General features: G+C 55.3%; 17 protein-coding genes and 3 riboswitches. Of the genes, 9 read left to right on the top strand and 8 right to left on the bottom strand.

The window, feature by feature from the left end:
* Nucleotides 1-78: 78 nt before the first annotated feature.
* Nucleotides 79-1773: a M3 family oligoendopeptidase gene (locus tag GC56T2_RS04730; protein ID WP_144977044.1), complete on the bottom strand. Its 1695-nt coding sequence runs from the start codon at nt 1771-1773 to the stop codon at nt 79-81.
* Between the two features lie 553 nt (nt 1774-2326).
* Nucleotides 2327-2506: riboswitch (Lysine riboswitch) on the top strand.
* Between the two features lie 77 nt (nt 2507-2583).
* Here GC56T2_RS04730 and GC56T2_RS04720 point away from each other — a divergent pair.
* Nucleotides 2584-4008 carry an amino acid permease gene (locus GC56T2_RS04720; RefSeq protein ID WP_144973421.1) on the top strand — a complete coding sequence of 475 codons (1425 nt, stop codon included), beginning with the start codon at nt 2584-2586 and terminating at the stop codon, nt 4006-4008.
* 120 nt (nt 4009-4128) lie between these two features.
* Complete coding sequence (locus tag GC56T2_RS04715; RefSeq protein WP_144973419.1) at nt 4129-6147, top strand: S9 family peptidase; 2019 nt, start codon at nt 4129-4131, stop codon at nt 6145-6147.
* 193 nt (nt 6148-6340) lie between these two features.
* Here the strand turns inward: GC56T2_RS04715 and GC56T2_RS04705 are convergent, their stop codons facing one another.
* Both GC56T2_RS04705 and GC56T2_RS04700 read right to left on the bottom strand, forming a co-directional pair.
* Nucleotides 6341-6910: a phosphate propanoyltransferase gene (locus GC56T2_RS04705; protein ID WP_172418596.1), complete on the bottom strand. Its 570-nt coding sequence runs from the start codon at nt 6908-6910 to the stop codon at nt 6341-6343.
* Nucleotides 6911-6989: 79 nt separating this feature from the next.
* Complete coding sequence (locus GC56T2_RS04700) at nt 6990-7451, bottom strand: MarR family winged helix-turn-helix transcriptional regulator (RefSeq protein ID WP_144973417.1); 462 nt, start codon at nt 7449-7451, stop codon at nt 6990-6992.
* 641 nt (nt 7452-8092) lie between these two features.
* Between GC56T2_RS04700 and GC56T2_RS04695 the strand changes: the two genes are divergently transcribed.
* Complete coding sequence (locus tag GC56T2_RS04695) at nt 8093-8827, top strand: ZIP family metal transporter (protein ID WP_144973415.1); 735 nt, start codon at nt 8093-8095, stop codon at nt 8825-8827.
* Nucleotides 8828-9465: 638 nt separating this feature from the next.
* Here GC56T2_RS04695 and GC56T2_RS04690 read toward each other — a convergent pair.
* The 5 genes from GC56T2_RS04690 to GC56T2_RS04670 all read right to left on the bottom strand — a co-directional run bounded on the left by GC56T2_RS04690 (nt 9466) and on the right by GC56T2_RS04670 (nt 14017).
* Nucleotides 9466-10008, bottom strand: coding sequence for a 1,2-dihydroxy-3-keto-5-methylthiopentene dioxygenase (locus tag GC56T2_RS04690; RefSeq protein ID WP_144973413.1), 543 nt, complete (start codon nt 10006-10008; stop codon nt 9466-9468).
* A gap of 31 nt (nt 10009-10039) precedes the next feature.
* Entirely contained in the window at nt 10040-10672 is a 633-nt protein-coding gene (locus GC56T2_RS04685) for a methylthioribulose 1-phosphate dehydratase (RefSeq protein ID WP_144973412.1), read from the bottom strand.
* Nucleotides 10669-11331: a 2-hydroxy-3-keto-5-methylthiopentenyl-1-phosphate phosphatase gene (gene mtnX, locus GC56T2_RS04680; protein ID WP_144973410.1), complete on the bottom strand. Its 663-nt coding sequence runs from the start codon at nt 11329-11331 to the stop codon at nt 10669-10671. The genes GC56T2_RS04685 and mtnX overlap by 4 nt, the downstream gene beginning before the upstream one ends.
* Nucleotides 11328-12569, bottom strand: a complete 1242-nt coding sequence (mtnW, locus tag GC56T2_RS04675; RefSeq protein ID WP_144973408.1) for a 2,3-diketo-5-methylthiopentyl-1-phosphate enolase — start codon at nt 12567-12569, stop codon at nt 11328-11330. Before mtnW ends, mtnX begins: the two co-directional genes overlap by 4 nt.
* 67 nt (nt 12570-12636) lie before the next feature.
* Nucleotides 12637-12744: riboswitch (SAM riboswitch) on the bottom strand.
* A gap of 97 nt (nt 12745-12841) precedes the next feature.
* Nucleotides 12842-14017 carry a pyridoxal phosphate-dependent aminotransferase gene (locus GC56T2_RS04670; RefSeq protein ID WP_144973406.1) on the bottom strand — a complete coding sequence of 392 codons (1176 nt, stop codon included), beginning with the start codon at nt 14015-14017 and terminating at the stop codon, nt 12842-12844.
* 98 nt (nt 14018-14115) lie between these two features.
* On the opposite strand from GC56T2_RS04670, the gene GC56T2_RS04665 reads away from it, so the two are divergent.
* The 6 genes from GC56T2_RS04665 to GC56T2_RS04640 all read left to right on the top strand — a co-directional run bounded on the left by GC56T2_RS04665 (nt 14116) and on the right by GC56T2_RS04640 (nt 21256).
* Nucleotides 14116-14931 carry a carbon-nitrogen family hydrolase gene (locus GC56T2_RS04665; protein ID WP_144973404.1) on the top strand — a complete coding sequence of 272 codons (816 nt, stop codon included), beginning with the start codon at nt 14116-14118 and terminating at the stop codon, nt 14929-14931.
* 93 nt (nt 14932-15024) lie between these two features.
* Nucleotides 15025-15193, top strand: a riboswitch (SAM riboswitch).
* An 85-nt stretch (nt 15194-15278) separates the two neighbouring features.
* Nucleotides 15279-16469, top strand: coding sequence for an S-methyl-5-thioribose kinase (mtnK, locus tag GC56T2_RS04660; RefSeq protein ID WP_144973403.1), 1191 nt, complete (start codon nt 15279-15281; stop codon nt 16467-16469).
* Between the two features lie 70 nt (nt 16470-16539).
* Complete coding sequence (gene mtnA, locus GC56T2_RS04655) at nt 16540-17607, top strand: S-methyl-5-thioribose-1-phosphate isomerase (protein ID WP_144973401.1); 1068 nt, start codon at nt 16540-16542, stop codon at nt 17605-17607.
* On the top strand, nt 17594-18754 hold the full coding sequence (locus GC56T2_RS04650; RefSeq protein WP_144973399.1) for a sugar ABC transporter substrate-binding protein: 1161 nt from the start codon (nt 17594-17596) through the stop codon (nt 18752-18754). Before mtnA ends, GC56T2_RS04650 begins: the two co-directional genes overlap by 14 nt.
* Nucleotides 18751-20301, top strand: a complete 1551-nt coding sequence (locus GC56T2_RS04645) for a sugar ABC transporter ATP-binding protein (protein ID WP_144973397.1) — start codon at nt 18751-18753, stop codon at nt 20299-20301. The genes GC56T2_RS04650 and GC56T2_RS04645 overlap by 4 nt, the downstream gene beginning before the upstream one ends.
* Nucleotides 20243-21256: an ABC transporter permease gene (locus tag GC56T2_RS04640; RefSeq protein ID WP_033017633.1), complete on the top strand. Its 1014-nt coding sequence runs from the start codon at nt 20243-20245 to the stop codon at nt 21254-21256. The genes GC56T2_RS04645 and GC56T2_RS04640 overlap by 59 nt, the downstream gene beginning before the upstream one ends.
* Nucleotides 21257-21293: the final 37 nt, after the last annotated feature.

Below are 21293 nucleotides of genomic sequence, written 5' to 3'. Positions count from 1 at the left end.
CGTTTTTCCCCCTAGCGCAATGAGTGCTTCTCCGTCTTGAAGAAAGAAGGTGAAACGATGCCGTTCCACCTTTTTCATTCACAACGCTTTGTCATCGACACTGTCCAGCCACCGCTCGATATGGCCGATAACCGAAGCGACCGCCCCGTCGGCAAACGGCGATTGGAGGTTGGCGCATTGGACGAGCTCGGTAAACGGCCGGCTGCCGCCCAATCGGCAAAGCGCCACATAGTCGCGCCACGCCGCAGCCCGGTCGTCTTGCGCCCGCTTCCAAAACTGGAACGCGCACACTTGCGCGAGGGTATAGTCGATGTAATAAAACGGATCGGTGTAAATGTGCCCTTGCCGCTGCCAAAAGCCGCCCCGTTCAAGGTAATCGTGGCCGTCGTAATCCTTTGTCGGCAAATACACGTTCTCAATGTCGCGCCATGTTTTCTTCCGCTCGGCCGGCGTCATGTCCGGGCGCTCGTAGACGGCGTGCTGGAATTCATCGACCGCGACGCCGTACGGCAAAAACAAGAGCGCGTCGCTCAAATGGGCGAACCGATATTTGTCGGCATCTTCGGCGAAAAACAGCTCCATCCACGGCCACGTGAAAAATTCCATGCTCATCGAATGGATTTCGCACGCCTCAAGCGTCGGCCAGTTGTATTCCGGGATATCGTAATGGCGGCTTTCGTACACTTGGAACGCATGGCCGGCTTCATGGGTCAATACGTCAATGTCGCCGGATGTTCCGGTAAAGTTCGAGAAAATAAACGGCGCTTGGTAGTCGTCAATATACGTGCAATAGCCGCCGCTCGCTTTCCCTTTTTTGGCGACGAGGTCCATCAGTTCATGTTCGATCATATAGCGGAAAAACGCGCCCGTTTCCGGCGACAGCTCTTCATACATGCGCCGGCCGTTGTCAACGATCCAAGCGGCGTCCCCTTTTGGCGCTGGGTTGCCGCTCGGGAACATGAACGGCTCATCATAATACGTAAGCCGGTCGACCTGAATCCGTTGCCGCTGGCGCTCGCGCAGCTTGGCGGCGAGCGGGACGATGTGCGTTTTCACTTGCCGGCGGAAGTTGGCGACCATCTCAGCATTGTAATCGGTCCGGCCTAAACGGGCATAACCGAGCTCGACAAAATTTTTGAACCCGAGCTTCTCGGCGATCGCCGTGCGCACATGAACGAGCTCATCGTACAGCTCATCAAGCTCTTTTTCATGATCGGTGAAAAACGAAAACCTCGCTTCGCTCGCCCGTTTGCGCACCGAGCGATCCGGCGATTCGACGAACGGCTGCAGCTGGGCGAGCGTCCGCTCTTCGCCTTCAAACATGATTTTCGCTGAGGCGATCAGCTTCGTATATTCGCTTGCCAGCTTGTTCTCTTTTTGCAAGTCTTCCATCACTGCCGGAGCGTACGTTTTCAGCTGCGTTTCCGCCAAGGCAAACAGCTGCGCCCCCCACGTTTTTTCGAGCTCGGCGCGAAACGGCGACTCGACAAGGGCGCGGTAATAGTCGTTGACGAGCCCTTTGACGATCGGCTCCGTTTCATCGAAAAAGTCTTGTTCTTTCTTATAAAACTCATCGTTTGTATCGATCGTATGGCGAATGTGGCACAAATTCGCCATCGTGCTGTAGCGGCGGCGCAGCTCGTTCACCCGTTTCATCGCCTCGTGCTGACCGGCGGCGCTCCCGGCGCGGCGGAACGCATCGAGCGCTTCTTGAAACGCGTCCTGCAACTGATCGATGTCCGGCCGCTCATAGCGAAACTCGGAAAATTTCATCGTCATCCCCTTCTCTCTTCACGAATGATCTCATCACCATGCATTGGGCTCGTATTTTTTCGCCCTTTTTGTCTATTCGCCGTCGTGCAAAAATCTCCTGCCTTTTCCAACCTTTGAATTTTGCCCGGACGATCCGAAAAAAGCGGGAACATCCTTCTTCCGTCCCACATCTTTCTAAGAGGCGGTGATTTACTCGCGCAACCGCTTCCCAGCATCGTTTTTCAAATAGAAAAGCCTTGCAACAGTGCACACTTTTTTTCATCGACCAAAGTCACCAGCCTTTAAGAGGTCGGTGATTTAAGGAAGCAAGCCGCTGATCAAACCTGTTTCTCCAATAGAAAAGCCTTGTCGCATCAGGATCGTCTTTCAAACGCTCCCCCACCGGTCAAAAGAAACAACCGTTTTTCACAAGACATCTAAAAGGCTGGTGAAAAACCGCTTCGTACCGGCTTTTTCCATCCGAACGGTTCGGCACCGTTTCCAGCAAAAACAACTTGACGTTTTTTGTCGAATTAAGTACGATAATGTCGGCAACCATATACCCCCTCTCCACCAATGGGATAGAGGTTGCGGTGAACAAAAGTAGCGCTGCCGAGGCTCGGAGCGGCTGATGACGCAGCGGGAAAGGGTTCACCGCCGAAGTTTGCGGCGCGCTCCGGCGCCGCAAGCTGGGACTGCGGCCGAACAGGCGCAGGACTGCCATCGCCTACGGCGATGGAGCGCTATCGCCATTCAGTCTGGATGCGAACATGCCATGCACCCGCTGAAGAGGCGCGGGTGCATATTTTTTTCGAAAAGGAGTGTTAGCGGTTGGGCAAGCAACAAAAACTAGGCGTTTGGGTATTAACGGCGCTAGTCGTCGGCAATATGGTCGGTTCGGGAATTTTTATGCTGCCGCGTTCGCTCGCGGAGGCTGCCAGCCCCCTTGGCGTCATGCTCGCTTGGCTGTTGACCGGAACGGGCGTTTTGATGACGGCGCTTGTGTTTGGAAACTTAGCGATTCGCAAACCGAACTTGAGCGGCGGGCCGCAAATTTACGCGAAAGAGCTGTTCCCGAAAGGGTCGAACTGGTCGATTTTATCCGGGTTTATGTCATCATGGGGCTATTGGGTCGGCAACTTTGCCGGCAATGTCGCCATCATCACAACGTTTGCGAGCTACTTATCGACATTCTTTCCTGTCTTGACAAGCGACCACACCGTGGCCATGATCGGTTCGTTTCCTTTGAAACTAGGAAATTTGCTGACGTTTCTCGTCTGCACGGCGCTCCTTTGGGGGATGCATGCCATCATTTTGCGCGGGGTGGAAAATGCTGGAAAGCTCAATTTTGTGGCTACCGCCGCCAAAGTGCTCGGCTTTTTCCTGTTTATCGTCGTCGCGCTGTTTGCCTTTGACAAGGCGGTCATCGGCCCGCTTGACGCTCCGCGCTATGACGGGGATGGGCAAGCGATCAGCCTGCTCGGGCAAATCAACAACGCCGCGTTAGCGACGCTCTGGGCGTTTGTCGGCGTTGAATCGGCGATGGTGTTCGCAGCGCGGGCCCGCAAACAGGCGGACGTCAAACGGGCGACGATCGCCGGTCTTCTGATCGCTTTGGCCATTTATATCGGCATCAGCTTTTTGGTGATGGGCGTCTTGCCGCAAGAGAAGCTCATTCAATCGGAAAAACCGCTCGTCGATGCCATTGTCGCCATCGTCGGTCCTATCGGCGGCTACGTGCTTGCCGGACTCGGCCTCATCAGCTTGCTCGGTTCAACGCTCGGTTGGATTTTGTTGAGCGCTGAGGTGCCGTACCAAGCGGCGAAACAAGGGATGTTTTTGCCGTCTTTTTTAAAGGAAAACGACAGACGGGCGCCGAGCTTTTCATTGGCCTTGTCCAATGCGTTGGCCCAGCTGTTTATCTTTTCAACGATTTCCCACTCGATGGCCGCGGCGTTTGACTTTGTCATTTACATCGCCACGCTGGCGTACCTCGTCCCGTACTTGATTGCGTCCGTCTTTCAATTAAAGCTTGTCATCACGGGCGAAACATATCAAGGGGAGCGCAGCCGCCTAACGGATGGCGTCGTTGCCGCTGTAGCGACCGTCTATTCGGTCTGGGTCGTCATCGCTGGCACGGCGGACATCAAAACGTTCCTCTTTGGTCTCACTTTGCTCGCGAGCGGTTTGATCTTTTACCCGCAAGTGAGAAAAGCAGCACAGCACGAGCGACAAAAACAAAAACGATCGGCATAATCGAAAGCGGGCGTCCGTCTCAACGGACGTTCGTTTTTTTTTCACCAAAAGCAGGATTTTTCTTTCGAAAAGCGAAACAATCTATCAACCAAGCATTTCTTACGAAAGAAGGGATCAGGCATGAACAGCGAACACGAAACGAAACGCCGCGGCATGACGGCAGAAGACTTGCTTCGCCTCCGCTCCGTGCGCGACCCGCACTACGCCCCGGACGGGACGCGCGTCGTGTTTGTGGAAAAATCGATCGACGAGGAAAAACAGTACCGCTCGCATCTATCGATGTGGAGCGAAGACGGCTCCGTCCGTCCATGGACGTTCGGGCGCTGGCGCGATACGAAACCGCGCTTTTCCCCAACGGGGGAAGAGATCGCCTTTTTATCCGACCGCTCCGGACGCGCACAGCTTTGGCGATTGCCTGCCCATGGCGGCGAAGCGCACCAGCTGACGTTTTTCAAAAATGGGGTGCGCGATTACGTTTGGGCGCCGGATGGAACGTTTCTCATCGCCCTAACGACGATCGGCGACGACGAAACGATCGCCGACCGCGAAGAGCCGGAAAAAAAGGAAGCGAAGCCGGCGGACCCGAAACCGCGCGTAGTCGAGCGTCTCTATTACAAATCAGACGCGGCAGGATTTCTTGACGACAAACGACCGGTGCTCGTGCGCATCGATGCGGCGACGGGAAAAGCGGAAGCGTTAACGAGCCGCGAGGAGGAAATCGGTTCGTTTGCGGTGTCGCCCAATGGACGGACGCTTGCCTTTGTGGCCAACCGGAACGAAGATCCCGACACCGTCTTTACACGCGACATTGTGCTGCTTGACCTCGAATCGAAAGCGGAAACGAATGTGACGAACGGATGCGGCACCTTCACCTCGCTCGCTTGGTCGCCGGACGGAACAAAACTCGCCGCCATCGGCCATGATTTGGCTTATCTCGGGGCGACGCTTCACCGGCTTTACGTTTTTGAGCCGGAGCGTGGAACGGCGCGGGTGCTGACCGCCGATTGGGACGTCCATCTCGGCGATGCGATGATCGGCGACATGCACGCTGATGCGAAAGGCCCGGGCCCGATTTGGGCAAACGACGGGAGCGGCCTGTATGTCACCGCCTCGGAGCGCGGGCGCGTCAACGTATTTTTCATCCCGCTTGACGGACCCGTCGTTCCGATCATCGAAGGAGACTTCCATGTATACGGCCTCGCCGTCCATCCGAACGAACAGCAGGCCGTTGCCGCGATTAGCGAGCCGACAGTGATTGGGGATTTGTATGCCATCTCACTTGAAAGCGGCGCAAAAACGCGGCTCACCACGGTCAATGAAGCGCTCGAGAACGAAGTCGCGCTCGCTGATGCCGAACCGTTTACCTACCAATCAACAGACGGTTCGGACATTCAAGGCTGGATCATGAAACCGCCCGGGCTTGGCGAAGGGGAAAAGGCGCCGCTTATCGTCGAAATTCACGGCGGGCCGCATGCGATGTACGGATTTACCTTTTTTCATGAATTTCAATTGCTCGTTTCGCGCGGTTATGCCGTCTTATTCACGAACCCGCGCGGCAGCCACGGATATGGCCAAGCATTTGTCAATGCCGTGCGCGGTGACTATGGCGGCATGGATTATGAAGACATTATGGCCGGCGTCGACGCCGCCATTCGCCAATTCGACTTCATTGACGAAACACGGCTTGGCGTCACCGGCGGCAGCTACGGCGGCTTTATGACAAACTGGATCGTCGGGCATACGAACCGGTTCAAAGCGGCCGTCACCCAACGTTCGATTTCCAACTGGCTCAGTTTCTCCGGCGTGAGCGACATCGGCTACTTTTTCACCAAATGGGAGGTCGGCTGCGACATGTGGGAAGACGCCGAGCGGCTTTGGCATCATTCGCCGCTCAAATACGTCAAACAGATGAACACGCCGCTCCTTATTCTTCATAGTGAGCGCGATTACCGCTGCCCGATCGAGCAGGCGGAACAGCTGTTTATCGCCTTGAAACAACTCGGGCGAGAAACGAAATTCGTTCGCTTTCCGGACGCCAACCATGACTTGTCGCGCACCGGCAACCCGACGCTTCGCCTCGAGCGGCTTCGCCATATCGTCGAATGGTTTGACCGTTATTTGAACGAATCGCTGCATTAACCCGAAAGGAGGAGCGGCCATGCACGCCCTTGTCATCAATCAGCGGCGGTGTCATTGATGCCATTCGACGTGATGCGCCGTTTCATCTCATCGGCACCCTAGATCGATCAGAGAAGAAGCGTCCGCGTTAAAGGGAAGCGCCCTCTCGGTACAAACGAGAGGGCGCTTTGTTCGCCTTTGACACGAATGATTTTCACGACGGAAGCAGCTCAACATAATCGCCCGTTTTCAGGCCGGCTGCGTTCGCTTCATCCGTGTCGATGTGCATATCTAAGGCAAAATCGTCGCTGACGCGGACGATGACTTCATCAAAAATGAGCGCCCGCTCCCCTTGCGTTTTCACCTTCACGACTTGCTTGTCGCGAACGCCGAACGTCTCGGCATCTTTCGGCGTCATATGAATGTGCCGTTTGGCAATGATCACCCCTTTGTCGACGGTCACCGTCCCCTTCGGTCCGTGAATCGTAATGCCCGGCGTTCCGTCAATGTCGCCGGATAAGCGAACCGGTGGCGCGACGCCGAGCTTGAAGCTGTCTGTTTTCGAAATCTCGAGCTGCGTCAGCGAACGGACGGGACCGAGGACGCGGACGTTTTCGATTTTCCCTTTCGGCCCTTCGACCGTCACCGTCTCGTTCGCCGCAAACTGCCCGGGCTGCGACAACGGCTTGAGCACCGTCAACTCGACGCCTTCGCCAAACAGCGCCGCCATATGCTCGCTCGACAAATGAATGTGGCGGTTCGACACCCCCACGGGAATCATCATACACGTTCCCTCCTTTGGCGTTGTTGCTTTCTTTATTAACGTATCCATTTTCGGCAAAAATAAAGAGACTGACACACCGTCAGTCTCGATCGGTAAGGGCATGTTTCGCCCCGTATCCTAATTTTTTCAACAAAGCGATGGCCTGCTCCTTCTCCTCTGCCGTAAGCGCGGACACGGTGTCATGAATGGTTTCGGCGTGTTCTGGAAAAACGCGCTCAATAAACCGCCGTCCTTCTTCCGTAATCGAAGCGTATGTGACGCGGCGATCCCGCTCGCAAGCGCGGCGGACGATCAACCCTTTGTTTTCCAGTTTATCGACAACGTACGTGATGCTGCCGCTGGCGAGCAAAATTTTCTCACCGATTTGCTGGAGCGGTTGATCGCCTTTATGATATAACAGTTCCAACACGGCAAACTCCGTGGGATTGACCCCGAATGAGTGGATCGATTTGTTGACTTGATCGCTGACCGCACGATACGCCCGCGAGAGAACGATAAATAATTTTAACGATTGCTCGAGTGCTTGTCCTTTCTGTTCCATAACATCCAATCCTTTGCATTTGGCCGTTTCTTACTTGCAATTATACTGGAACAGAAAACGAGCAGGCAACCGTTTTTTTATGTATGCATTTTTCTCGCCAACCCCGTTCCAATTCCGTTATGATAAGTTATCATATAAGCCGCGCTTGTTTTTGGCGGCATCGCTCTTTTTGTCACCGTGCCAGCTTGCCAAGGGATTGAGCCGGAATTGCTTTATGACAGCCTATGTAGCAGCGCCTAGGAGGCCGGGGATTGACTCGTGGATACGGCTTTGCCGTGTCATTTCTCCATTCGAAAACCTTGTTTCATCAGTCCTACTTTTCACGCGTTCCCTCATTGATGAAGGGAATCTGCCGTTTTTCACCAGCTTTCTAGGAGGCTGGTAATTTCATCGTATACGATGGGCAATCTCATTTCTCTAACGAAAATGCTGCATCGGCCCTGCTTTTCAGGCGTTTTCCGATTGATGAAGGGAATGAGCGGCATTTTGCCAAAAAAGCAGGCTGATTTCGCCAAGCTTTTCTGACTGAGAACGAGATGGAATCGCAGAATTTTGTACGAAATCGCCGCCTCTTTGGGCGATTGTCACGTTTTCTTTGCCAGCGCATATGAAAAGAATAAAGGATGAGGAGGAGGGATTCGATGAGCGAAGTGTTGGTCGGCAGCGTGCTGTCCGCCTTATCGACCGGGCTTGGCGCCGTGCCGATTTTGTTTATGGCCAAATCGCTCACCCATCGGTGGCGCGACATGTTGCTCGCCTTTTCTGCCGGCATTATGATGGCAGCTTCCATGGCTAGCCTAATCCCGCAAGCATTGCAAACCGGCGGTTTTGGGGCGCTTTTGATCGGATTGGCGGCGGGGGTGCTTGTTTTAACGCTGCTTGAAATGACTGTGCCTCATATAGATTTGGAACATACAAAAAGCGGCTTGCAATTTGATGAAAAGGCGCTGCTCATTATCGCTGCCATTACAATGCACAACCTTCCGGAAGGGCTGTCGGTCGGAGTCAGTTACGCCTCGGACAGCGCTTCCTCCATCGGCAATTTGATCGCCTTAGCCATCGGCTTGCAAAATGCGCCGGAAGGATTTCTAGTCGCCTTGTTTTTAGTCAACCAGCAAATCGGCCGCTTCAAAGCCTTTTTGATCGCCACGTTAACGGGGGCGGTTGAAATCGTCACCTCGCTGCTCGGCTTTTATTTGACTTCCGTCTTTCGCGGCTTAGTTCCGTATGGATTGGCGTTTGCTGCCGGAGCCATGCTGTTTATTATTTACAAAGAGCTGATTCCGGAAAGCCATGGCGATGGACACGAACGAGCAGCAACGTATGCGTTTATTGTCGGCATTTTATTCATGATATTTTTAACCCAATCGTTTTAACGCCGGCCTTCGCCTCGTTAGGAACGCACCAAACGCCCTCCTGGCAAGGGCCAAACACGTTTGACCATCTCTAGGGGGCGGGTGATTTAGTGCAAAAACGACTGATTCCACTCATTTCTCAATTAGAAAAACCTTGCAGAATCCGCTTTCTCTTCTGAATGAAAATGCCGCCGATCGGGAGTTGACAGTGGTTTTTCACCGGCCTTCTAGGAGGCCGGGGATTAGCTCGCGCAACCGCTGATGGGCTGTTTTTTGTATAATATGCAAAGGCCGCGAAACATGAGTTCCGTGCACAAGAAAGCAAAACTTCCATCAAGGAGATGGATCGTACAAGAGGGTGTCCCAAAAGGACCGGGACACCCTCTCTCGTCGCTATATATAGGCACTAACCGCTTCCTTGCCACACGAGGTGGGAGCTTTCTTGAGGGGAAAGCGCCCTTTGGGACAGCCCCCTTTTCTGCCGTATACAGGTTGGGCTGCTTCTGTCGCACGGTCTGTTGCGCCGATCTTGAAGGCAGACGACGTCAGCCCCTTGTGCGACCGGATCGTCAGCGCAGCGGCGCGCCTAGGCGAAAAAGGCGGGGAAAGCAGACGATTCGGAGTAATCAGCCGTTTTCCGCCGTATCGCGACAGCCGCTTCAGCGGGTTCCTTCTTCTGTTTCCTCATACGGATGAGCGACCCAACCGGACGGATCGATGAACAGGCGGACAGCCACCACCCGGCGGTCATCCATCAATGTGAAGTAGTGCGGATTCCCTTCCGGCACGGAAATGACATCGCCGGCTTCGAGTTCCACATCGAAATAGCCCGTTTCTTTGTCGCCTTTGATGATGAAAATGCCGTGGCCGGCCGTAATGGCGCGCACTTCATCTTCTGTATGAATGTGGACTTGTTCAAACTTTTTCAGCAGCTCATCCAAGTTCGGCGTCGCGTCGGACAAAGCGACAATGTCCCATGTTTTGTAGCCGCGGCGCGCCGCCAAGTCTTCGATCTCGTCTTTAAATGCCGCTAAAATTTCCGCTTTCTCTTCATCGCTTAACACATACTTGTCGCGCAAATGTTCCGGCAGCTTTGTAATATCCCAATGCTCGTACAAGACACCTTGGCTGTTTAAAAACGCGCGGACGTTGTCCTCTCCCTCAATCACTTGACCAGTTTTTTTCACTTTAATGACTGCCATCGTTTTCATCCTCCTTGGAAATGAATATAGATCAACCAACTGGCAAGCCAGCCCGTTGCAAAAGCAGCCGCTTTACTTGCCAGCGGAACAAAAACTCCCATGCTTCCAAATGTTTTTTCGCTTCAAAGGCGTCGCGGCCCCAGACGGTGATGCCGTGGTTATGGATCAATACCGCGCCCGTATCGCCGTCGACATGTTTCGCAAATTTAGCGGCCAACGTCGGGATGTCGGCGTCATTGTCAATGATCGGAATGCGCACCGCGGCGTTTTCCTCCCAAATGCCGAACGCTTTGATGATTTCTTGGCCGGAAAAAACCGCCTCCCCGTTTTGGGCGTACACGTCGGAAATGAGGTTGTTGTCAACCGTATGGACGTGCAAGACGCAACCGGCCTTCGTCCGCCGATAAATCTCGACATGCAGCAGCGTCTCCGCCGACGGCTTCAAATGCGTGTCTTCCGCCGGGTTTCCATCGCCATCAACGAGCAGAAAATCTTCGTCTGTCTGCTTCCGTTTGTCTTTGCCGCTGGCCGTGACAAGAAAGGTGAGCGGATCGTTTGTCACTTTGATCGACAAATTGCCGCTTGTCGCGAAAAACCAGTCGCGGGCGGCAAGCTCGGCCTTCACCCCGGCGAGCTCGTTCCATTTTTGCACGACGAGGCTCATACGATCACCTCCACCTGCTGCAAATGATCCATCACATCAAAAAACGTCGCAAACGGCGCATGGGGTAAGCCAAACTCCTGGCATTTTTGGAGCAAAAAATCGCGCGCCAACACGTAATCCGCTTGCTTCGCCACCGCTAGGTCCGTAATCGAATCGCCGATGACGACATGATACCCGTCCGGGCGGGAAAGCTTGCGAAGGAGCGACGGCTTGCAGCAGCCGCAGCCGTTTTGGCACTCGCTGTCGCACGCGTAAGGCCATGTGATGCGGATCGTCGCGCCGCTGAAATCGGAGCCGTTGCAAAAAATGCGCTCTCGTTCGATGATCCCGTCAAGCAGCGGATAGACAAAAAAGTCGATCCCGCCGCTCACCACATAGAGCGGAATGCCCTGCTCTTTCGTCCAAGCGGCGAATTCGCGAAACCCTTCCCGCAAACGGGCGGTGCCCCGCAGAAAATCGACGATTTCGCCCTTTAGCGAAGACGGAAGGAGGGAAAACATCTTCCCGACCCCTTCCTGAACGGAGATGCGCTCAGCGAGAATGTCGTCTTTGAGCGCCTCCCACTCCGGCGGGGCGAACTGTTTCATAATGGCGATAATGTTGTCGTTTTCCGTAATCGTGCCGTCAAAATCACAAAAGAGAACAAGCTGTCTTGTCATGCTTCCACCTCAACAGCGCCCCAGCGGTCGATCGCTTTTCGCAGGGCCTCGTTTTCAACAGCCGCTTCGCGGAGCGGCCGACCGGCCAACACCGCATCGATCGCCGCGCGAAACGCCTGGCCGCCGCCGATCGCCCCGTCCGGATGGCCGTGAATGCCGCCGCCGGCGTTGACGATGCTGTCAAGGCCGAAATCGCGGAAAAGAAGGGGCACGAGACCCGGATGAATGCCGGCCGACGGCACCGGAAAGGCGCGCGCAAACGGCTCTTGGTCATCGGTGAGCGCCCGGGCGATGCCAAGCGCCTGCTCGCGCTCGAGAGCGACGCTGCCGTACGGCGACGGGAACAGGACGAAATCAGCCCCGGCGAGCCGCAACAGCTTGCCGAGCAACAGCGACGGGGCGACCCCGTAAAACTCAGACGGCGTGATCGCGCCGCTAAACGCCGGATGCGCCATAATCGGCACGGTGATGTTTTCATCCTCGCGCAGCCCTTGCAACACATCAAGCCCGTAGGCGAACACGTTAAACAACAGCACATCGGCGCCAAGCTCGGCGGCCCGTTTCGCTTTTTCTTTCAGTTCAAACGTTTTGCCGGTCAAGTTGACGGCGTACAGCGTCCGTTTGCCCGTTTGTTCGTACACTTCCCGAAGCGCGGCCTTTCCTTCCGTAATCCGCTTCTCAAACGGAAGAAGCTCGCTATCAAACAAAATTTCGTCATCTTTGACTAGGTCGACGCCGCCAAGCGCCTGTTTTTTCAATTCGGACGTCAAATACGCCAAATCGCGGCCGATGATGCCTTTAAAAATGCTCATCAACAGCGGGCGGTTATATACCCCGACTTTTTCGCGAATGCCGCTGATGCCAAAGCGCGGCCCCGGAAATTGCCGCTTCCACTCATCCGGAAACTCAAGGTCAAGCAGCCGCACTTCCCCATCAAGCGACAACTTTCCGAACGTCGTCACCAAAAGCGCCGGCAAATCAGCGCTGAAGTTGACCGTCGGATAGGCGATTTTGACGATCGCCCGCTTCAGCCGCTTGCCGAAATACGCGTTTACCCGCTCGCTTTCGCCAAGCTCCTCAACGGCGACCACTTCCCCTTTATGTTTGCGAAGCTGCTCCTGCTCCAACGCCGGCAAGTCGGTCCATGTGCCGACCGTCAAGCCGAGCGCGATCCCTTCCGCCTTTTTGCGGATGTCTTTCTCGTCATGAAGCAAATACGTTGCCATCACTGCACTCATCATTCATCCCTCTTTCCAAAGAAAAAAGCCCCTTCATAAGAAGAGGCGTCATTCGTTTATGGCGCTCTTCTTATCTCTCAGCGTTTCCGCTGCAAGAATTAGCACCGTGCTTGAATGTACCAAGCCGGTTGCCGGGCTTCATTGGGCTCGTCCCTCCGCCTGCTCTTGATAAGAATGCTTGCGTAACTATACACTTGTCAAACGATTTTGGCGAGTATGGCAAATTTACTTTGAATTATGACAGCCTTTGCCGCCGTTGTCAATCATTTTTTTCAAAACAGTCCGAGCCGTCCGATCCGCTCCGCCGCTTCACAGAGCCGCGCCTCATCGGTCAATAGGCCGACGCGCACATACCCTTCGCCGTGCTCGCCAAAACCGATGCCCGGAGCGACGGCGACATGCGCCCGCTCAAGGAGCACATCGGCAAACTCGGCGGACGACCACCCTTTCGGTACGGGGAGCCAGGCGAAAAACGACCCGGACGGCGCCGGTGCTTCCCAGCCGATCTCGCGCAAGGCAGAAATGAACGTATTGCGGCGCGCTTCATACAGCGCGACAAGCTCGTTGACGCAATCTTGCGGGCCGAGAAGTGCTGCGGCCGCCGCTTCTTGGACGGCGCCGAACAGGCTGACGTACAAATGATCTTGCAGCAGCTCAAGCGCCCGAATGATCCGCTCGTTGCCGACGGCAAACGCGACGCGCCAGCCGGCCATATTGTACGTTTTCGAAAACGTGTAAATCTCGACGCCGACGTCTTTCGCCCCGTCAACTTCGAGGAAGCTGACCGGCTTTTTGCCGTCAAAACCGATCGCCCCGTAAGCAAAATCGTGCACGACGGCAATGCCGTGCTTGGCGGCGAACGCCACCGTCTCGGCGAAAAACTCGTTCGTCGCCGTCGCACCGGTCGGGTTGTTCGGATAGTTTAAAAACATCAGTTTCGCCTGATCGGCGACCGCCGCCGGAATGGCGCTGTAATCGGGCAAAAATTGCTGCTCGGCGACAAGCGGCATCATTTCCATCCGCGCGCGGGCGAGCGCGATTCCCGACCAGTAATCCGGATAGCCCGGGTCCGGGACGAGCACCACATCGCCCGGGTTGACGAGGCAAAGCGGCAGCTCGACAAGCCCGGCCTTGCCGCCAAACAAAATGGCGACTTCGCGGGTCGGGTCGACCTTAACTCCATACTCGCGCGCATAAAAGGCGGCAACGGCTTCTTTCAAAAACGAGTAGCCTTGAAACGGCGAATATTTATGGTACTTCGGATTGGCCGCCGCCCGCTGCATCGCCTCAACGATATGCTTCGGCGTCGGCTGGTCCGGATTGCCTTGCCCTAAATTAATGACATCATGCCCGGCTTTGATTTTCTCTCCCACTTTGGCGACAAGCGAAGCAAAAAACTGCTTCGGCAGCTGTTCAAGCAGTTCGGAAAAAGGAAATTCGATCGTCATCGCCCACACCTTCTCAAAAATTCTTGAAATTCTAGTGCAACATCATATATCGTAAAAAGCAAAATGTAAAGCAAATTTTTTCATTGGGGTGAAAAACAATGACCATCCGCATCGCTTGCCTCCAGCTCGATATCGCGTTTGGCGATCCGCAAACGAACGAACAGCGAGCCGAAACAGCCGTGCAATCCGCCGCCAACGAAGGAGCCGATATCGTCGTGCTTCCGGAACTATGGACGACCGGCTATGACTTGGCGCGCCTAGACGAAATTGCCGATGACGATGCCGTGCGGGCGAAAGCGTTCGCCTCCCGCCTAGCGCAAACATACGGCGTCCATTTCGTCGCCGGCTCAGTCGCCAAAAAAACCGCTGCCGGTGTGACGAACACGATGATTGTCGCCGACCGGAGCGGCCAAATCGTCAGTGAATATAGCAAACTTCATCTGTTCCAATTGATGGATGAGCATTTGTATTTGCAGCCGGGAAACGAACCAGGGTTATTTTCACTTAGCGGGCTGTCGTGCGCCGGAGTCATTTGCTATGACATCCGCTTTCCGGAGTGGATTCGCGTCCATGCTTTAGCCGGGGCGGAAGTGCTGTTTGTCGTCGCCGAATGGCCGCTTCCTCGCCTTCACCATTGGCGGACGTTGCTGATGGCGCGAGCGATTGAAAATCAATGCTACGTCATCGCCTGCAATCGGGCCGGAAGCGACCCGAACAACGTCTTTGCCGGCCATTCACTCATTATCGACCCGTGGGGCGAAATCATCGCCGAGGCCGATGAAAAGCCGGGCGTTCTTCTAGCGGACATCGACCCGGCGCTCGTTAAAGAGGTGCGTGCGCGCATCCCGGTGTTTGCCGACCGCCGGCCGCACGATTACGACGAGGCGGCAAAAAAATTTTTCAAAACGTATTGACAATCCGCCTGCCCAACCTGTATCATTCGAATCAAGCAACCAAACGATTGTTAACATCGTGAAAATTGCAAAAACTCAATAGCTAGACCGGTACTCTTATCAAGAGTTGGCTGAGGGAATTGGCCCAATGAAGCCCAGCAACCGACCGTAATGCTATCGTGAGATAGGGCGCACGCCAAGGGCGGCGCCGGAAGCGACCCGCTTCCGCAGGGCACGGTGCTAAGTCCAACAGAAAGACCGCTGTCTTTCTGAAAGATAAGAGGCGCGAAGACGATGCATCTTCAAGCCTCTTTCCGTATGCGAAAGAGGCTTTTTCATTTGCCAAAACGTAAAGGGGGAACGTGAAAATGACGATTGTCCAATCAGCTGTTTACGAACCGCTCACCGAACAAAAAGCGACCGCCCTCGCCGTCCGCCTCGGCTTGTTCCGCGACGGGGCGCCGCTTCTGTGCCGTGAGATCGGCGACGGAAACTTGAACCTTGTTTTTCATATCGTCGACCAAGAAACGAAGCAAGGCGTCATCATCAAACAAGCGCTGCCGTACGCGAAAGTTGTCGGGGAAAGCTGGCCGCTTACGTTAAAGCGCGCCGTCATTGAAAGCAACGCGCTGCGCACGTTTGCCAGCTATGTGCCGCAATACGTTCCGAAAGTCTACTATTCTGACGAATCGCTCGCCATCACGGTGATGGAAGATTTGTCCCGCCTGCAAATCGCACGCAAAGGGCTGATCGAAGGGAAAACGTACCCACTGTTGTCGCGGCATATCGGCGAATTCATCGCCAAAACGGCGTTTTACACGTCTGATTTCGGCATGAATCAACAAGAGAAAAAGAAGTTGGCGCAAAGCTTTGTCAATCCAGAGCTATGCAAAATTACGGAAGACCTTGTCTTCACTGATCCGTTTTTCGACCATGACACGAACAACTTTGAAGATGAATTGCGCCCAGACGTTGAAACGCTTTGGCAAGATGACCGCCTCCGCCTCGAAGCGGCGAAGCTGAAGCGTAAGTTTTTAACTGAAGCGGATGTGCTCTTGCATGGCGATTTGCATACCGGCAGCATTTTCGCCAGCGACGACGAAACGAAAGTGATCGACCCGGAATTCGCCTTTTACGGCCCGATCGGGTTTGACCTTGGCCAATTTTTCGCCAACTTGCTGTTAAATGCGTTGTCCCGCCCTGAAGCGGAGCGTCAACCGCTCTTTGTTCACATCGACTCAACATGGAAGGTGTTTACGTCCATTTTCGCTGAGCTGTGGCAGACGGAAAGCGTCGAAACGTACGCCGCGACGCCCGGACTGCTTGATGAGGTGCTGCGGCAGGCGTTCGTTGACGCCGTCGGTTTTGCCGGCTGCGAAGTCATCCGCCGGACGATCGGCCTCGCCCATGTGGCGGATCTCGACGGCATTGAACAAAAAGACGAACGGCTCGCTGCGAAACGGCACGCGCTCCGTCTCGGCCGCCGCCTGATCGTTGAGCGCGCCGAACTGGCGGGAACGGACGGCTTCCGCCGCCTGTTTATCGAAACGGAACGATGACACCCTCTGTCCGGGCCGGCCGTCCAACGCCAGCTTGGGCCAATCGACCAACCGAGAAAGGAAGACGACGATGAACTCATTTGTCATCCCGCGCTCTGTCGAATGGCATGAGACGCATGTGACGATTTTAAACCAACAAAAACTGCCATCGGTCACCGAATACATCGACTTGCATACGCTCGAAGACGTCCATGAAGCGATCGCGACGTTGAAAGTGCGCGGGGCGCCGGCGATCGGCATCACGGCTGCCTACGGCTTGGCGCTCGCCGCCTCGCGCTATGAAACCGAAGCGGTGGACGAATTTCAGCGCCGCTTGCAACAAGACCGCGACTACTTAGCGAGCGCCCGCCCGACGGCCGTCAACTTGTTTTGGGCGCTCGACCGGCTCGTCGCCGCCGCGAACAGCGCCGCTTCCGTCAACGAAGCGAAAACAACGCTCATTCACGAAGCGATCCGCATCCAAATCGAAGATGAGGATGTGTGCCGCCACATCGGCGAATACGCCTTGTCCCTTTTCCGTCCGGGCGACCGGGTGATGACGATTTGCAACGCCGGTTCGATCGCCACCGCCCGCTACGGGACGGCGCTCGCCCCGTTTTATTTGGCGAAAGAAAAAGGAATCGAGTTGTCCGTCTACGCCCTAGAAACGCGGCCGGTGTTGCAAGGGGCGCGCCTGACCACCTGGGAGCTCATGCAGGCGGGCGTCGATGTGACGCTTATTACCGACAACATGGCGGCGCAAACGATCAAGGCGAAACACATTAACGCCATCATCGTCGGCGCCGACCGGATCGCGCGAAACGGCGATACAGCGAACAAAATCGGCACGTTCGGCCTCGCTTTGCTCGCCAAATCGTTCGGCATTCCGTTTTACGTTGCTGCCCCGCTGTCAACGATCGACATCAAGACAAAAACAGGGGCGGATATCCCGATTGAAGAGCGCCATCCGGACGAAGTGACCCATCTCGCCGGCGTGCGCATCGCCCCGGAAGGCGTCAACGTGTACAACCCGGCGTTTGACGTGACGCCAAACGAACTCATTACCGCCATCATTACCGAAAAAGGCATCGTCCGCGGCCGTTACGAAACGGCGCTGTCATCGTTATTCGCAAAGGAGGAGCACCATGAAACAATTTAAGGCCTTATCGTTCCTTTTTCTTCTTTTCTTTGCTGTGTTCTCCATTTTAGCCGGCTGCACGAACGAGCAAGACGCCATGAGCGCCAAGCCGGCCAATGAAACGAAACAAACGAACAACAACGACGACGCATCGTCCAACAGCTCAACCGCCGCGAGCAGCGAGCAGGCGGCCATTCCGGAAAAACTGAAAAAACCGGTGAAAATCGCCGCCATTATGCAACTGTCGATCGGCACATTCTCCTCGCAATACATCGCCGGCGTGAAAGAACAAGTGCAAAAATTCGGCGGCGAAGTGCAAGTGTATAACGCCGACAACGATTTGACAAAGATGGCATCGTATGTTGAAACGGCCATTACGCAAAACGTCGACGCGATTTTGCTTGACCACGGCCGCGCCGATGCGCTCGAAGGGCCGGTGAAAAAAGCCGTCGCCAAAGGCATTCCGGTTGTGGCCTTTGACAATGATTTGAACATTCCCGGCGTCACCGTTATCGACCAAGACGACTATAGCCTCGCTTGGAAAACGTTAAAAACGCTCGCCGAAGATTTAAACGGCGAAGGTGAAATCGTCACGATTTGGGTCGGCGGCTTTACCCCAATGGAACGGCGCCACGTCATTTATGAGGCGTTTAAAAAACGCTACCCGAACATTAAGGAAATCGCCAAATTCGGCACAGCGAGCGCCAACACCGCGCTGGACACGCAAACGCAAATGGAAGCGATTTTGAAAAAATACCCGAACAAAGGCGACATTGACGCCGTCTTCGCCACATGGGACGAGTTCGCCAAAGGGGCGACGCGCGCGATCGAGCAAGCTGGACGCACGGAAATTAAAGTGTACGGCATCGATTTGAGCGATGAAGACTTGCAAATGATCCAAAAACCGAACAGCCCGTGGGTGGCGACGACGGCGACGGATCCGGCGGAAGTCGGCCGCGTGCAAGTTCGCTTCGCCTACCAAAAAATTGCTGGTGAAAAAACGCCGAACATTTACTCGCTCGAGCCGCATTTAGTGAAACGGTCCGACCTGCCGGACAAACAAGTATCAATGAGCGACCTCTCGCAATACATCCCGGGCTGGGGGCAATCGAACGTCGCCATCTCGCCGTGGATGAAAACGCTGGAAGCTCAGGTGAACAAAAAATGAACGGATTGTCAATGCGGGGCATGGAAAAATCGTTTGGCGCCGTGCGCGTGCTTGACGGCGTGGACTTCGACGTTCGTCCGGGCGAAGTCCACGCCCTTTTAGGCATGAACGGCGCCGGCAAAAGCACGCTGATGAACATGTTGGCCGGCGCCATTTCGCCAGATGCCGGCACGATCGCAATCGACGGCGCCCCATGCGCGTTTTCCTCGCCGTTTGACGCGAAACGAGCCGGCATCGGCTTTGTCGTGCAAGAAGTCGACACAGCGCTGTTTCCTGGTTTGCCAGTGTACGAAAACATCGCCGCCGATGAACTCGCTCGCGCCACGCAGCGGCCGATCCGTTCGCTGCGCCAAGAAAAAGAGCGGGCGGCTGCTCTCCTTCGCCGCGTCGGCCTTTCCATCCCGCCGACGAAGCTCGTGCGCGACTGTTCGCTCCACGAAAAGCAGCTGATCGTGCTCGCGAAAGTGCTGTCATCCGACGCGCGCTACATCATTTTGGACGAACCGACCGCGGCGCTGAGCGAGGCGGAAACGAAGCGGCTGTTTGCCATCATTCATGAGCTGAAACAGCAAGGCGTCGGCTTTATTTATATTTCTCATAAGCTGAAAGAAGTGCAAGAAATCGCTGACCGGCTGACGATTTTGCGCGACGGCCGCGTCGTCTATCAAGGCGCGACCGACAGCCTGTCGCTTGAAGACATCGTCCTGCATATGACCGGGACGAAGCGAAGAACCTCTGCCAACCAGGCGCGCACGTACGGGGGCGACATCGCCTTTGTCGCCCGCGGAATCACGATTGACAAAACCGGCACGACCGTCGACCTATACGCCCATCGCGGGGAAATTGTCGGCATCGCCGGCTTGGTCGGCGCCGGCAAGACGGAGCTTGCTGAAAGCTTGATCGCCCATCGAAAAACGGCGGGCGAATGGGAAATCGAGGGGCAGCGCTATGTATTTCCGTCACCTTACGAAGCCATCGAAGCCGGACTTTGCCTCATTCCCGAAGAGCGGCGCAAACAAGGGCTGTTTTTGCCCGAATCGGTGCGAGCAAACATCACCGTGCGCCTTCTTTCCCACCTGACGCGCTGGCAATGGATCAAGCGGGCACAAGAAGCGGAAGCCGCCAATGCTCTCGTGCGCTCGCTCGCCATCCATCCGCCGTCAAGCGCCACGGCTGTCCGCCATTTGAGCGGCGGCAACCAGCAAAAAGTCGTGATCGGCAAATGGCTCAACACAAATGCACGCGTCTTTTTGTTCGACGAGCCGACGAAAGGGATCGATGTTCACGCGAAGCAGGACGTGTTTGCCATCATCCGCTCCCTTGCCGATGAAGGAAAAACGGTGCTGTACTTTTCCAGTGAATTTCAAGAGCTTCTTGACATTTGCGACACCATCTACGTGATGGTCGACGGTCGGCTGCTCGCTCGCCTGCCGGCCGCCGACCTTACGTACGAGCAGCTTGTTTATTATTGCAGCGGAGGTGAAATCGATGAATCAGCCGGCCGTTTCCGCGACGCCGTCGAAAAAAACGGCGCCGTCTATTCTTGAGTTTTTGTATAAACATGGGACATTGCTCGCCATTCTGGCCGTGATCGCCTATTTTGGCATCACGCAAGACCGGTTTTTCACGTATGAAAACTTCAGCGACATTTTGCGTTCGATTTCGATCGTGACGCTCGTGGCGATCGGCATCACGTTTTCGCTCATCGTTGACGGCTTCGATTTATCGGTCGGGTCAACGGTCAGCCTTGCGACGATCGCCAGTGCGGCGGCGCTTGTTCTGTATCGCCAAGAAATTTTCGTCACCTTGCTCGTGCCGCTGTTGCTCGGCGTCGCCGTCGGACTGCTCAACTCGCTCTTGATCGTCAAATTCAAATTGCCGGATTTGCTTGCAACATTGGCGACGATGTACGCCATCAACGGGGTACAGCTCACCTATACGAAAGGATTTTCGATTTATAACGATATGCCGCTGCCAGACGGCGGCACGGCGCCGGGCAAATTCATCCCTTCCTTTCTATTTATCGGCCAAGGAGAGCTGTTCGGCGTGCCGTTTTCCGTTTTGCTGATGCTGTTTGTCGTTATAGCTGCCCATTTGTTTTTGACATACACCAAACCGGGGCGCCTCTTTTATTTGACGGGGGAAAACCGGGAAGCGGCAAGGCTGTCGGGGATTCCGGTGAACCGTTACCGGACGTACGCGTACGTCATTAGCGGCTTTTTCGCCGCCCTTGGCGGCATCGTCCTCGCTTCACGCATCGGCACCGGGCAAGTGTCCGCCGGCGCCTCGTTTTTGATGGACGGCGTCGCCGCCGCCTACATCGGCTTTTCCGTCTTTGGCGCCGGCAAGCCGAACGTCATCGGCACGTTGTTCGGCTCGATTTTGATGGGGGTGTTGTTGAACGGCTTGACGATGGCCAACGTTCCGTACTACGCCCAAGACATTATAAAAGGCGCCATTTTAGTCGGCGCCCTCGCGTTGTCGCATTGGCAAAAAAAATAACGCCCGATCCCGCCCCTGTGGACTCGAGCCCCGGGGG

It is taken from the genome of Geobacillus sp. C56-T2, from assembly GCF_007829715.1.
Lineage (GTDB): Bacteria > Bacillota > Bacilli > Bacillales > Anoxybacillaceae > Geobacillus > Geobacillus icigianus.
This window is presented reverse-complemented; position numbering and strand designations above follow the sequence as displayed.